Origin of the sequence: Psychrobacillus sp. NPDC096623 (assembly GCF_044762655.1) — a bacterium.
Taxonomy (GTDB): Bacteria; Bacillota; Bacilli; order Bacillales_A; family Planococcaceae; genus Psychrobacillus.
The window spans coordinates 175,751-189,646 of record NZ_JBIWER010000006.1 but is presented as its reverse complement, the minus strand read 5'-3'; the positions used below and the strand labels follow the sequence as shown (position 1 = coordinate 189,646).

Genomic DNA, 13,896 nt, shown 5'->3' with positions numbered 1-13,896 from the left:
ATAAGATGATTGAGATCTCAAACCTTCACAAGAAGTTTGGAAAAAATGAAGTACTCAAAGGGATTGATATACAGGTCAATAAAGGAGATATTATTTCTATTTTAGGACCAAGTGGATCAGGAAAGACTACCTTGCTACGCTGCTTAAACTATTTAGAGCGTCCAGATGAAGGCACTATAACAATAGATAATGTCACAATAGACTCCCAAAAAGTGCATAAGAAGGATATTTACAATATAAGAAAAAAATCAGCAATGGTTTTTCAAGGCTATAATCTTTTTCAGCATAAAACAGTTATACAAAATGTGATGGAGGGCTTAGTCGTCGTACAAAAGAAAAGTGTCAAAGAAGCTCGTGAAATTGCATTAGAAATGCTAAAAAAGGTTGGCTTAGAGCAAAAAACGGATAGCTACCCTCTGCAGTTATCAGGAGGACAGCAGCAACGGGTAGGGATTGCTCGTGCGCTAGCGTTAAACCCGCAGGTTATACTTTTCGATGAACCAACATCTGCTCTTGATCCCGAGCTTGTCGGAGAAGTATTAGATGTGATTCGTAAAATCTCGCACGAAGGGATAACGATGATTATCGTGACGCATGAGATGAATTTTGCTCGGGAGGTATCTAAAAGAGTAATCTTTATGGATGGCGGAGTCGTAGTGGAGGAAGGACATCCACGAGATATATTCACAGCTCCTAAGGAGGAACGTACGAAACAATTTTTGAAAAGAATGACACCGGAATTAGAGTATTCCATCTAAAGAGAGCTAACTAGGAGGGAAGTATATGAGTTATAAACTTGGCATTTTAGATCAAAGCCCAGTAATTGAAGGGGTATCTAACTTTGATACATTACAAAAGACTGTGGACTTAGTAAAAAAAGCAGAAGAGTGGGGATATGAACGATTTTGGGTTTCGGAGCATCATAATTCAGATTTAGTAGCTGGTTCCTCTCCTGAAGTGTTGGTCTCCTATCTGCTGGCAAAAACATCCAGCATTCGAATCGGCTCTGGTGGCGTCATGCTCCAGCATTATAGTCCTTATAAAGTAGCGGAAAATTTTCATGTTCTGTCTACATTAGAGCCTGGAAGGGTAGATTTAGGCATTGGAAAGGCTCCTGGGGGGTTACCACTTTCAACAAAAGCATTACAATACGGTACGGTAAACACAGGTGAGGATTTTGAGGAGCGTTTAACATTTCTCCAGCACCTAATCCATAACGCAGTCCCAGAAATCCATGAATTCGCAGGTATTAAAGCTACTCCGACTCCACCTACAAAACCAGAAACGTATTTGCTAGGAGCGAGTGTCAATAGTGCAAAGCTAGCGGCAGACTTAAAAATTTCCTTTGCGTTTGCAAAATTCTTTAATAGTGATCAGGAGGTTTTAAGGGACGCAGCCAAAACATATCGCGACAACTATCCGCAAGGTGCATTTATCGTTTCGGTAGCAGTCATTGCAGCACCAACCGAAGAAGAAGCAAAGGTGCTTGCAGGAAAACAAAAAATTGTAAAAGTTATTTTAGCAAGTGGACGGACATTAACACTTCAAACTGTGGAACAGGCAGAAAAATTCGGCATAGAATCCGGTGAAGGATATGAAGTAAAAGAATTTGATGCAGATATTATTTATGGAACTCCTGAACAAGTAAAGGCTAGCTTAGATGAGTTACATAAATTATATGGAGCAGATGAGTTTATCCTGCATACTCCAATACCTAATCCCGAAGAACGTTTACGCTCGTTTAAATTATTAAGCCCAAAGTATATAAACCAATTAGCAATTCATTCATAACTCTGGAGGTATAAAAATGGCACAAGATATATCAGTAGTTGTCTGGTCAAAGCAAGGATGTAGTTATTGCAACGAAGTGAAGGAATATTTAGCTGAACAAAATATGGAATATAAAACAGTAGATGTAACGAATCATGATGATTATCGAGATATTTTACATACTAAATACGGAGTGCGTCATGTCCCAGTGGTAGAAATCGGTCAAAACAATGTATACGAAGGTGTGACAGAGGTAGGAATCGAACACTTAATCGCAGCCTTAGCTAGTGTGCATGCGTAAAATTTTTTATTCTAAATACCAACTAAATCTATAGGTTTAATAAAAAAGGAGGATATAACTTGAAAAAAATAGTATTAGTTACGTTGGTGTTGGTGGTAGCATTTTTAGGAGCTTGCTCTTCTAACATAGCAGAGTCTAAATCAGGAGTGCAAAAGATAATTGTAGGAACAGGAACACAATTCCCAAATGTTTGCTTCATAGATGAAAATGGCAAACTAACCGGCTACGATGTGGAATTAGTGCGTGCTATCGATGAAAAGCTAGAGGATTATGAATTTGAATTTAAAACGATGGACTTTACGAACCTCCTACTGAGCTTAGAAACCAATAAAATCGATGTGGTTGCTCATCAAATGGAAGTAAATGAAGAACGTCAGGAGAAGTTTTTGTTTAACAAAGAGCCGTATAATGTTTTCCCGTTACAAATTGTCGTGAACGAAAATAATACTGATATTCAATCAATTGGTGATTTAGCAGGGAAAAAAATAGCAACCACTGCAACAAGCAACGCAGCGATTTTTATAGAAAAGTATAACAAAGAGCATAATTTAGGCGCGGAAATTGTGTATAGCACAACGGATATTAATAACCAGCTTCGTACTGGTCGAGTAGATGCAACCATTTCCACACCATTTGCAGCAGATTTCAATAACAAATATGCAGATGCACAGCAAAAGGTTGTTGGGGAGTCACTGTTAAACTCGAATGTATTTTTCTTACTACAAAAGGATAATACAGCTCTTTCTGATCGAATCGATGAAGCATTGAAAGAACTGAAAGAAGAAGGAGTAGTAAGTGAACTAAGTGAAGAATGGCTTGGAGCAGACTACACAGTAGGGTTCTAAAGTAGGACGGTAATAAGCTATGAAGAAGGTTTTTGACCCTTATTTAATTTTCGAATTTAACAATATGGAGTTCGATCATGTACCTGTTGTAGAAATAGAAATAGACTTAATAAAAAAGGAGGGTACAGGTTGAAAAAAATATTACTAGTTTCATTAGTCATAGCGGTTGCCTTATTAGGAGCGTGTTCCTCTAACGCAGTGCGATCTAAATCAACTGACAATACTGCTATACAAAAAATAATTGTGGGAACAGGTACACAATTTCCTAGTATCTGTTTCATAGATGAAAACGGAAATTTAACTGGCTACGATGTGGAATTAGTACGCGCAATTGATGAAAAGCTAGAGGAATATGAATTTGAATTTAAAACGATGGACTTTACTAACCTTTTACTAAGTTTAGAGACAAATAAAATCGATTTTATTGCACATCAAATGGCAGTAAATGAAGAACGCAAAGAGAAGTTCTTGTTTAACGAAGAACCCTATAATATTTTCCCATTACACATTGTAGTGAATGAAAATAACAATAATATTAAATCAATTGATGATTTGGCTAGTAAAAAGGTGGCAGTATCGGCAACTAGTAACCCTGCGCTATTTATGGAAACCTATAACAAAGAGCATAAATTAGGTGCAGAAATTCTTTATAGTACAACAGATATTAATAATCTGCTTCGTACTGGCCGAGCAGATGCAACCATTTCCACTCCCTTTGCGGTAGATTTCAACAATAAATATGCAGATGCACAGCAAAAAATTGTTGGTGAATCGCTTTTAAATTCAGAAGTATTTTTCTTGCTTCAAAAGGACAATGCAACTCTTTCTGACCGTATCGATGAAGCATTGATCGAACTGAAAGAAGAAGGTGTAGTGAGTGCATTGAGTGAAGAATGGCTTGGAGCTGACTACTCAGTAGAATTTTAAAGAAGGAGGGGTATAAGCTATGGGAAAAGTATTTGACCCTTCATTAATTTTTGAATTTATCCCGACCTTATTAAAATATCTTGGTGTGACGCTAGAGATTTTAGCTGTATCTATTCTGTTAGGCGTCCTAATCGGTATAGGAGCAGCTATACCGAAGCTGTTTAATATTCCAATTTTAAAGCAAATAGTTACCGTATATATTTCCTTTATAAGAGGCACACCGATTATTATTCAACTGTTCCTTGTGTACTACGGACTACCTGCTTTACTAGCATTAATCCATATCGATATTACAAGAATGGATGCATTTTTCTTTGTTATTATTACGTATTCAATCAGTAATGGAGCGATATTCGCAGAAATATTCCGGGGAGCTATTAACGCAGTGGAATTTGGTCAAACAGAGGCAGCTTATTCGATTGGGATGACTCCGTTTCATAACTTCACGCGAATTGTATTCCCACAGGCTATTCGAGTGGCATTCCCAAATATCGCAAACACAGTTATAGGGTCATTAAAGGATACTTCGTTAGCTTTTACGATTGGAATTATGGACATGATGGGCAGAGGAGAGACGTTAATTGCATCCACTGCTCATGCTTTAGAAGTATATATTGCTTTGTCGGTAATCTATTACGTTGTAGTCCTCATCCTAGAAAAAGGTTTTAGACTTTTTGAGAAATATACTAATCGTTATCAAGGAACTGAAACAACAGTTGCTTGATCGAAAAGGAGTTAACAGCTATGGGAATTGATATTGCATTTATATGGGTGGCTTTTAAAGAGATAGCAAAAGCAATCCCATTAACATTGATGTTAGCCATAGTTCCCATCATTTTTGGTTTCTTTATCGGATTAGCAGTTACGTTAATAAGAGAGTATAGAGTGAAAGGGTTATATTCCATTGCAAACGGCTATGTCTCCTTTTTTAGAGGAACACCAGCTATTATGCATATAATGCTCATTTACTTTGGTATTCCATTGCTACTAGATAGAATTTTTGCTTCGCTAAATATATCGTTTCAAACGAGTTCGATCCCTATTATCGTTTTTGTGCTGTTTGCCTTATCCCTGACAGCGGGAGCGTATTTAGCGGAAATAATTCGCTCCGGTATATCGAGTGTGGCAAAAGGGCAAATGGAAGCTGCTCACTCGATCGGGATGAGCACGTACCAAGCGATGACAAGGATACTTTTACCACAGGCTTTAGCTGCATCGATCCCGAATTTAACGAATATTTCGGTTGGGTTTTTACACTTAACGTCTATTGCTTTTCTTGTTTCACAAAAAGAACTAACTGGAACAGCTAATATCGTGGCATCCTCAAACTTGAAGTTTTTAGAAGCCTTTATAGCGGCTGGAATCATCTATTGGGGTCTTTCAATCATTATTGAAGGAACTTCTCATCTTATCGAAAAAAGAGTGAGGGAATATAGTAAGGGCGGAGTTGCTTAAAGCAAAAAGGAGGTTAGGATCTATGGGAAGTGTAATTACAATCGATGACATACGAGTAGAAGAATTTGAGCAGGTTAGTGAGTTGCTTGTAGAAAGCTACTCACAGTATCAGGAGTCATATGAAAGTAAGGAAGGCTGGCTAGATTATGCAGAAAGCCTGAGGGATTCCGTGCATAATCCATTCGTAGATCGGATTTTAGTAGCTAGAGATGGAGCAGAAATATTAGGGAGCTTACAGCTGTTTACGAACTCCGAAGCTGCATATCATATACCCGATTTAGCCATTTTTTCTCCGATTATTCGGATGCTTGGTGTAAGCCCTTCTGCGAGAGGAAAAGGCGTTGCCCAAGCATTGTTAAAAGAAAGTATTAGCTATGCTCGTGAAAAAGGAGCAGACCATATTTACTTACATTCGACAGACCTAATGGCAGATGCGATTCGTTTATATGAATGGCTAGGATTCAAGCGGGACACATCCAAGGATTTTAACAAACTAAACTTTGTTGTAAAGTGTTTTAGATATGATATGTAACATTCGAGTAGTAAAATCTAAAGGAATGGGAAGTGGAGACTATTTCACAGGTAGAATTTAAAAAAGCATTAGGAAATTATCCAACAGGTGTAACAGTTATTACGACTTTGGATGGAAACAATAAGCCAGTAGGGTTAACGGCAAATTCATTTGCATCTGTTTCGATTGATCCTTTGCTCATTTTATGGTCCCTCGATAAAAAATCAAGCTTATACGACCCGTTTATACAAACTAGCAAATTTGCTATAAATATTTTAGCGGATGATCAAGAAAACTTATGCAGTCTTTTTGCCTCGAAAGTAGCGGATCGATTCGGTCAATGTGAATGGGAGGAATCCGCACATCAGCTACCAGTTTTCCCAGGTGCGCTTTCACAGCTTGAGTGTGAGGTATATAACAAAATTGATGCAGGCGATCATATTATTTTCATCGGAAAAGTTATTCACATCACCAATGAAGATAAAAATCCATTACTTTATCACAAACGAAATTTTGGAGCGATTCCAGAGGAGTTTTATAAAAAAATAGTAAAGGTATAAGGTTTACCCTATTGTAGATTTGATATAAAAGTGGAGGAAAGTGACCGAATCACTCTCCTTTACTTTTTTTTGTGAAGTTGCAGTTGTCAACTAGTTGTTAATTACTTGCGAGTCTTAGCGTAAGTTCGGTAAGATGAGAAGAAGGGTAAATTCTTCGTGTTGCAGCAAGAGGAGGTTCACCATTGAAAATAACTGGTGCAGTGCTAATGTTTATAGGTGCGGTGATGCTCGCTATTTTTATGTTTGCAGACTTAACAATGGACTTTGGTCTATGGATTACAGGCTTCTTGATCAGCATGCTCGTTGCCGTTTCAGGAACAGTGACGTTAATAATTTATTTGGCAAAAGGCATTAAAGCAGATAAAGCTTCGAAAAACGATTTCAAATAAGAAATTGTTTTTTTGTCTTTGTGTAAGAAATATTTTTGTTGTATAGCAGTCATTCGTATACAATACCACCTCAAAATGAAAAGCAGTTCCAATTCTACGATGAGTAAAATTGGAACTGCTTATTTTATGTCTACTTCGTAGCCGCCTTCACTCCCGACAACAAATATTTCAAAGTCTATCTTGCGATTCATACTAAAACACGATTTGACTTGCGATACTGTACTTGCGATTCCCCGGAAGTATCTTGCGTTTTTCAAAGTCACCATTGCGATATAGAGATCTCCATTTGCGATTCGTACTAAACCACGATTCGACTTGCGATTTGGGATACTGCACTTGCGATTTCCTGGAATAATCTTGCGATTTTCAAAGTCGACCTTGCGATTTACATATCTCGATTTGCGATTTGCAATCACGCACTTACCGTAAACGTAAGATAGACGTGAAGCCAGTTCTTGCATTTATGGAGACCACTTCCGTCCTAGCCTCTTGGAGGTTCATTTTCGCTCTGGCAAATCTTCACACATCAGCTTGTAAGCTATTATAATAATCATCGAATTTTTTGGTGATTGCATCAAATGTATCTTCTGTGATGCTTGGTAATTCCTTGCCCCATGCAGCTGTTGCTTGACTGAATCCTTCTGTAACCGCTTCTTGCATTTTCTTCATCAGCTTCTCATCTCCACCAGTTAATGCTAATGCGAAATCGAAGATCCGTTCAGAGGTTTTTTTCACTCCAAACTCGCCATCTTCTGATATGGCTTCTGTTGCTGCAGCTTTTGTTTCCGCATCTACAGTATACTCTCCGCTTGCAATGAACTTCCATACATCATTAATGCTGGATAAACTATTTCCCTGAGAAGCAAATGATTCCCGTACGAAATCAATTAGCTTTTGTTTATTTTGTTCTTGCTCTGTTTTTAATTGTTCAATTAATGTGCTACGTTCTGCTTCAGACATTTTTAAAGGAGATTTTGTATTCGAAGCAACGGCTAAAGCTTCGCTAGATATTTCCACCTTATCCTTACTTGGTAAAGCACGTGTATCGATCGTATCTTGTTTTTTAGTTACTCTAGTTGATTGATTAGAATATAGGTCTCGATTATTAACGTGAGTACTTCTATTGACTTCCATCTGGAACCTCTCCTAACATTTTGAGTATTCTTACTATGGTTATCGGCATTTCAACACTAAAATGTAGTAAGAAATTTAAACTCTTTGGTGAGGGAGGTAGGTTCTGAATAAATCTCTTTAAACGACTAAAAGCCGTTCTCTGATCAAACAGGAGAACGGCTTTGACTGGTCATGGGGGTAACTTTACTTTTTTATAGATTACGTCCACCACATCTGACCAATACTATCTTTCACAATAACGGATTTTAAGTTTTCAACGGCTTTCGTGAATCCCTCTTCGATTGACATTAATCCATCCTCGTGCTCGATACTTACTACATAATCATACCCATATAATCGTAAAGTACTAATGATGTCTGCCCATGTTTTTTGATCGTGTCCAAAACCAACAGATCTAAAATACCATGCGCGATCACGCATATTGGCGTAGTCGGTCATATCTGTAAGTCCGTTTCGATTCATATTTTGCTGATCGATAATTGTATCTTTTGCATGGAAATGATGGATCGCATTCTCTCGTCCAAGTATTTTAATGGCTTCAATTGGGTCAATACCTTGCCACCACATATGGCTAGGGTCAAGGTTAGCGCCAATCATTGGTCCGCAGGCTTCTCTTAGTCGCAATAGGGTAGCGGGAGTATGTACAGAGAATCCTCCATGTAGTTCTAATCCGATCTTAACGTTAAGTGATTGTGCTAAATCATTTTTTTCTTTCCAGTATGGTATCAGTTTTTCTTCCCACTGCCATTTTAAGATTTCTTGGAAATCATGTGGCCAAGGGGCTACTGGCCAGTTAGGATAAAGGGCATTTTCATGATCTCCGGGGCAACCCGAAAATGTATTTACTACGGTCACACCTAGTTTCGATGCAAGATGCATCGTTTTAATAAATAATTCATCGGCAGGCTCAGCAATTTTCTTCTGTGGATGGAGCGGATTTGCATGACAACTTAGAGCGCTGATGGTTAATCCATAATCACTGATCTTTTGCTTAAAACTTTCCAATTTCGTGTCATCATTTAACAATTCATCCACTTTACAGTGAGCATCGCCTGGATATCCACCAGTACCTAATTCAATTGCTTCTATACCTTTAGAGGAAACATAGCTTAACATATCTTCAAAACCTTTATCGGAGAAGAGTACCGTAAAAACACCTAATTTCAATAAAACTACCTCCTATACTTATCAGAATATACTGAAATGTAAACCGTTACATAATTACCATATATAAATAATTCAAGTAAATCAATAGTTTTTTTATATAAAAAAATAAATATTGACTCATAATTCTGAATATAATACTATGTAAATGTAAACGATTTCATTAATAAAATAATGGAATCATAGAAAGTGAGACTTCGAAGATGACAAACATCCAACAGGTGGCTAAAGAAGCTGGGGTATCTGTAGCAACAGTATCCAGAGTACTTAACGGACAAAATACAGTATCATCAAAAACTCGTATCAAAGTAGAAGAGACGATAAAAAATTTAAATTATGAGCCTAGTATGTTGGGAAGGAATTTAAGAAATTCAGAGAGTAGAATATTTTTAATATTAATTCCGAGCATTTCAAATCCTTTTTATTTAGAAATTATTAAGGGCATTGAACATGTTGCTCTAAGTCAGAATTACAATATTCTGTTATGTGAAACAGATTCCAATCCAGAAAAAGAGAATATTTACTTTGATCTTGTAAGGAAAAAGATGGCGGATGGAATTATTTCCATGGATCCAGCAGTTAACATTGAAACATTAAAAGAGCTAGCGGAAAAGTATTCCATCATTCAATGCAGTGAATATAACGTGGATAGTGGAATCCCATATGTATCGATAGACAATGAGGAAGCATCTTATCGAGCGGTCAAGCATTTGATTCAAATTGGTCATAAAAAAATTGGTCTAATGAACTCAGATGAGCAATTTTTATATGCAAGACAAAGGGAAATGGGTTACCGACGTGCATTAGAAGAACATGGTATATCTTTTGACGATGACTATATTATTTACACGAAGCATCTAGGATTTGAACATGGACAACAGGCTATGAAAAAGATATTAGCAATACAGGATCGACCAACAGCAATATTTGCGGTATCAGACCTTTTGGCAATCGGAGCACTGAAAGAAATAAATGCGTCTGGGCTACATGTTCCGAATGATATAGCAGTAATAGGGTTTGATAAAATCGATTTTTCTAATATGACAAATCCAACGCTCACAACGATTGCTCAGCCTATGTATAAAATGGGTACGGTGGCGGCGGAAATGTTAATCGATAAAATTAGAGGAGAGGACGTGGATAATGTCATTTTAAACCATGAACTAGTCATTAGGGAGTCTACATGACGATGAACAACTGAGGGCAGCGCTCTGGTATTAAACAAGATTAATAATAGAGCGCTGCCTTTAGCTACAAATGTAATCGATTACAAAAGGGGAGCAGTTCACTAAAATTCAAGGGGGAATAGTGTTGAAGAAATTTCTAATCTTATGTTTATCTCTAGTCACAGTCTTTATTATGGCAGCTTGTAGTGATACAAATACTGCAGACGGAAAAGAAGAGGATACGTTAAAAATCGGTATTTCATTACCTTCTGCAACACATGGGTGGATGGGAGCACTGATTGATAGTGCGGAAAAGCAAGCAAAAGCGCTTAAAGAAAGTGACGGCATTGAATACGTACTGACTAATGCTGCTGATCCAAATAAACAAGCAAACGATGTGGATGATTTAATCGCTCAGGGCGTGGATGTTATCGTCATGCTTCCAATTGAGTCTGCAGCACTTTCACCTGTCGGACAAAAGGTGAAAGATGCAGGAATTCCTTTAGTAATTGTTGACCGGGAGCTTGAAAATGATGCAGCTACAGTTGTTGTAAAAGGTGACAATGAAGGTATCGGGGTAAACGCTGGTAAGTATTTTGTAGAAAAGTTAAATGGAAAAGGAAAAGTCGTGGAAATTTCGGGACCACCAAGTTCAGTTACAGAGCAACGCGGATCAGGATTTAAAGAAGCGATGGAAAGTGCACAAGGAATGGAGATAATTGCTTCACAGAGTGGTGACTTTTCTACTGAGAAATCGCTAGAAGTAATGGAAAACATTTTACAAGCACATCCACACATAGATGCAGTATTTACACAGGATGATGGAATGGCACTTGGTGTCTTACAAGCTATAAAAGAAGCTAACCGTACAGACATCCAATTTGTAACAGGAGCTGGTGGCGGTAAAGCAGTATTTGAAGATATCAAAGCAGACGGTATTATAACAGCTACATTCCTTTACTCACCAACGATGGTGGAGGATGCTGTGAAAATTGCAGCAGATATTGCAAAAGGCAATGACCCAGAAGAATCGATGGTTGTAAAAGAAGCTACCCAAGTAACAAAAGAAAACGTGGATGAGTTCTACGATTCGGAATCTAAATTCTAGATGAATGTTAGGAAATACAATGGTTGTGAAAACAGTTATTGTATTTCCTCTTTTCCTATATAAGGAGGGATAAATACTATGACTAAAAATCCTTTTATAAAAATGGAGAATATGAATAAGTCATTTAATGGTGTACCTGTCTTAAAGCAAGTGTCCCTTAAAATTGAAAAAGGGGAAATTCATGCATTGTTAGGTGAAAATGGTGCCGGAAAATCCACGTTGATGAATATTTTAGGCGGAGTTCATCAGCCTGATAATGGCTCTATTTACATAAACGGTCAAGAGTTCAAGATGACCAACCCAAGAATATCACAGGAGCAAGGGATTAGCTTTATCCATCAAGAACTAAACATGGTAAATGATCTTAAGGTCTATGAAAATATGTTTTTGGGTTCAGAGCTTCGAAACAAAGTCGGATTTTTAAAAGTGGAAGAGATGTGTCAGCAAACAAAGGAAATTTTAGCGAGACTTGGGGTCGATATCGATCCGAAGGAATACGTAAGAAATTTAGCAACCTCTTATAAGCAACTAATAGAGATATCCAAAGCATTACTTCATAAGTCTACCTTGATAATTATGGATGAACCTACAACCTCCTTAGCAGAACATGAAGTCAATCGATTATTTGAGTTAATGAAGAACCTAAAGAAATCAGGCATTTCCATCATTTATATATCCCATAAGCTAAAGGAAATTAAGGAAGTATGTGATAGGTATACCGTATTACGTGACGGAGAAATGATTAAGACTGGAGATATGGAACTAGAAGACATTGAAACAATCACAAAGCTAATGGTTGGCAAATCAATCTCCCAAAACCGTTTTGTACATGAACATGCTTTTGGACCAGTATTGCTAGAAGTGAATAATTTAAGTAGCCCGGGATTGTTTAAAGACATTCACTTTAAGGTGAATAAAGGGGAAATAGTAGGCTTTACGGGTCTAGCAGGTGACGGGAGAACCGAGCTTTTTGAAAGCTTATTTGGATATCGAAAAAAATACAATGGTGAGATAAAGATCAATAATCAGTCGGTAAAAATAGACCATCCACGAAAAGCGGTAGAAGCAGGAATGGGTCTCGTTCCAAAGGATCGAAAAGAGAATGCCATCATAAAAGATTTAAGTGTGATTCATAACATGAGTTTATCTTCCATAGGTAACTTTGAGAAATCTGGATTTATTCAAGATAGTGCTGAGCGAGAAAAATTTCAATATTATAAGGAGCTCCTAAACATCAAAGTACACAACCCTCGTATTACAATCGATAAGCTAAGTGGTGGTAATCAGCAAAAAGTAATTATCGCTAAATGGCTTGAAGTAGGGGCAGATATACTAATATTTGATAACCCGACACAGGGTATTGATGTTGGAGCGAAGCAAGAGATATACCAACAAATTGTGGCATTAGCGGAACAAGGAAAAGCAGTAATCATATTGTCCTCCGAGGCTCCGGAGGTAATGAGAATTTGTCATACAATCAATGTGATGTACCAAGGGGAAATAACAGCACGTTTTAACGGAGAAGAAGCGACAGAAGAAGAAATTATGCAATATGCAACTGGCTCGAAAAGGGAGGTCGCAGCAATTGGCTAATATAAATGCAAAAGAATATAGTCCGAGAGTTTCCAATGCAAGAAGTCGCCTAACATGGCTATGGTCAGAGTATAGCGTCATTATAGCTTTCATTATTATTTTTATCGCATCGTCGATTATGAATCCAAGATTTTTAGATATGAATAACCAGCTCAATATACTCATGCAAGTTTCGATTATCGGGATAGTTGCATTAGGAATGACCGTAGTTATGCTATCTGGAGGCATCGACTTGTCGGTCGGGTCAGTGCTTGCGCTAGTCGGTGTCATGACAGTTTTAGCATTAAATGCGTCCGGTAGTATACTAGTTGGGATTTTCACTGCATTAGTAGTTGGTTCCTTTGCAGGGTTTTTAAACGGATTGATGGTTGCAAAAGGAAGGATTGCCTCCTTTATCGCGACATTAGGAATGATGGCAGCAGCGCGCTCCATAGCATTATATATTGCAGAAGGTGGAAGCGTCTCAGGAAAAGTACAGGGGTTTACAGCTATTGCAAATAATGATTTATGGATATTTGATTTTCCTGTCATTATTTTCTTTGCAATGACGGCATTGGTTTATATTTTAATGCATAAGACACGATTTGGAAGATATGTGTATGCACTCGGCAGTAATGAAAAAGCGGCCATGCTTTCCGCAATTCGAGTGGACCGTATTAAAATTGCTGTCTATAGCTTGGCTGGTTTATTGGTAAGTGTGGCGGCTATTATTGAAACATCCCGATTAAATTCTATTTCATCCTCCAGCTCAGGTGTTCAATACGAATTAGATGCGATTGCTGCAGTTATTATTGGTGGTACGAGAATGACAGGTGGTCGTGGTAAGATTATTGGTACACTTTTCGGAGTGCTCATTTTAGGTATTCTGAATAACATGATGAATTTAATGAATGTATCCCCCTACCTACAAGGCTTTGTAAAGGGATTAATCATTATTATCGCAGTAGTATTCCAAAAAAGAGAGTAGGAGGGA

Annotated in this window: 16 protein-coding genes; 14 read left to right on the top strand and 2 right to left on the bottom strand. The window is 37.7% G+C overall.

The features are described 5' to 3' along the window. Nucleotides 1-5: 5 nt before the first annotated feature. From ACIQX2_RS16065 to ACIQX2_RS16020, 10 genes are all read left to right on the top strand, one after another. Nucleotides 6-758, top strand: coding sequence for an amino acid ABC transporter ATP-binding protein (locus ACIQX2_RS16065; protein ID WP_402852623.1), 753 nt, complete (start codon nucleotides 6-8; stop codon nucleotides 756-758). Between the two features lie 25 nt (nucleotides 759-783). Next, nucleotides 784-1,791, top strand: a complete 1,008-nt coding sequence (locus ACIQX2_RS16060; protein WP_402852620.1) for an LLM class flavin-dependent oxidoreductase — start codon at nucleotides 784-786, stop codon at nucleotides 1,789-1,791. A gap of 16 nt (nucleotides 1,792-1,807) precedes the next feature. Then, entirely contained in the window at nucleotides 1,808-2,071 is a 264-nt protein-coding gene (locus ACIQX2_RS16055; protein ID WP_402852618.1) for a glutaredoxin family protein, read from the top strand. 59 nt (nucleotides 2,072-2,130) lie between these two features. Then, nucleotides 2,131-2,916, top strand: coding sequence for a transporter substrate-binding domain-containing protein (locus ACIQX2_RS16050; RefSeq protein ID WP_402852615.1), 786 nt, complete (start codon nucleotides 2,131-2,133; stop codon nucleotides 2,914-2,916). 129 nt (nucleotides 2,917-3,045) lie between these two features. Next, nucleotides 3,046-3,843 carry a transporter substrate-binding domain-containing protein gene (locus ACIQX2_RS16045; protein ID WP_402852612.1) on the top strand — a complete coding sequence of 266 codons (798 nt, stop codon included), beginning with the start codon at nucleotides 3,046-3,048 and terminating at the stop codon, nucleotides 3,841-3,843. A 19-nt stretch (nucleotides 3,844-3,862) separates the two neighbouring features. Further along, complete coding sequence (locus ACIQX2_RS16040) at nucleotides 3,863-4,567, top strand: amino acid ABC transporter permease (protein WP_402852609.1); 705 nt, start codon at nucleotides 3,863-3,865, stop codon at nucleotides 4,565-4,567. A gap of 20 nt (nucleotides 4,568-4,587) precedes the next feature. Next, nucleotides 4,588-5,298, top strand: coding sequence for an amino acid ABC transporter permease (locus tag ACIQX2_RS16035; protein ID WP_402852606.1), 711 nt, complete (start codon nucleotides 4,588-4,590; stop codon nucleotides 5,296-5,298). Between the two features lie 22 nt (nucleotides 5,299-5,320). Continuing rightward, the gene (locus ACIQX2_RS16030; RefSeq protein ID WP_402852603.1) at nucleotides 5,321-5,830 is read left to right on the top strand and encodes a GNAT family N-acetyltransferase; all 510 of its coding nucleotides are present in this window, start codon (nucleotides 5,321-5,323) and stop codon (nucleotides 5,828-5,830) included. Nucleotides 5,831-5,862: 32 nt separating this feature from the next. After that, entirely contained in the window at nucleotides 5,863-6,369 is a 507-nt protein-coding gene (locus ACIQX2_RS16025; protein WP_402852601.1) for a flavin reductase family protein, read from the top strand. A 182-nt stretch (nucleotides 6,370-6,551) separates the two neighbouring features. Then, nucleotides 6,552-6,758, top strand: coding sequence for a hypothetical protein (locus tag ACIQX2_RS16020; protein ID WP_402852598.1), 207 nt, complete (start codon nucleotides 6,552-6,554; stop codon nucleotides 6,756-6,758). Between the two features lie 519 nt (nucleotides 6,759-7,277). On the opposite strand, the gene ACIQX2_RS16015 is transcribed toward ACIQX2_RS16020, so the two are convergent. Then, complete coding sequence (locus ACIQX2_RS16015) at nucleotides 7,278-7,892, bottom strand: hypothetical protein (protein WP_402852595.1); 615 nt, start codon at nucleotides 7,890-7,892, stop codon at nucleotides 7,278-7,280. A gap of 198 nt (nucleotides 7,893-8,090) precedes the next feature. Continuing rightward, nucleotides 8,091-9,059 (bottom strand): sugar phosphate isomerase/epimerase family protein, encoded by a 969-nt coding sequence (locus ACIQX2_RS16010; RefSeq protein ID WP_402852592.1) that lies wholly within the window; start codon nucleotides 9,057-9,059, stop codon nucleotides 8,091-8,093. 200 nt (nucleotides 9,060-9,259) lie between these two features. On the opposite strand from ACIQX2_RS16010, the gene ACIQX2_RS16005 reads away from it, so the two are divergent. From ACIQX2_RS16005 to ACIQX2_RS15990, 4 genes are all read left to right on the top strand, one after another. After that, nucleotides 9,260-10,243 carry a LacI family DNA-binding transcriptional regulator gene (locus tag ACIQX2_RS16005; RefSeq protein ID WP_402852589.1) on the top strand — a complete coding sequence of 328 codons (984 nt, stop codon included), beginning with the start codon at nucleotides 9,260-9,262 and terminating at the stop codon, nucleotides 10,241-10,243. A 121-nt stretch (nucleotides 10,244-10,364) separates the two neighbouring features. Further along, nucleotides 10,365-11,330: a substrate-binding domain-containing protein gene (locus ACIQX2_RS16000; RefSeq protein ID WP_402852586.1), complete on the top strand. Its 966-nt coding sequence runs from the start codon at nucleotides 10,365-10,367 to the stop codon at nucleotides 11,328-11,330. Between the two features lie 78 nt (nucleotides 11,331-11,408). Continuing rightward, a complete protein-coding gene (locus tag ACIQX2_RS15995; protein ID WP_402852583.1) occupies nucleotides 11,409-12,923 on the top strand; it encodes a sugar ABC transporter ATP-binding protein in 1,515 nt (504 codons plus the stop codon). Beyond that, nucleotides 12,916-13,890, top strand: coding sequence for an ABC transporter permease (locus tag ACIQX2_RS15990; protein ID WP_402852580.1), 975 nt, complete (start codon nucleotides 12,916-12,918; stop codon nucleotides 13,888-13,890). The genes ACIQX2_RS15995 and ACIQX2_RS15990 overlap by 8 nt, the downstream gene beginning before the upstream one ends. The last annotated feature ends 6 nt before the right edge of the window (nucleotides 13,891-13,896 follow it).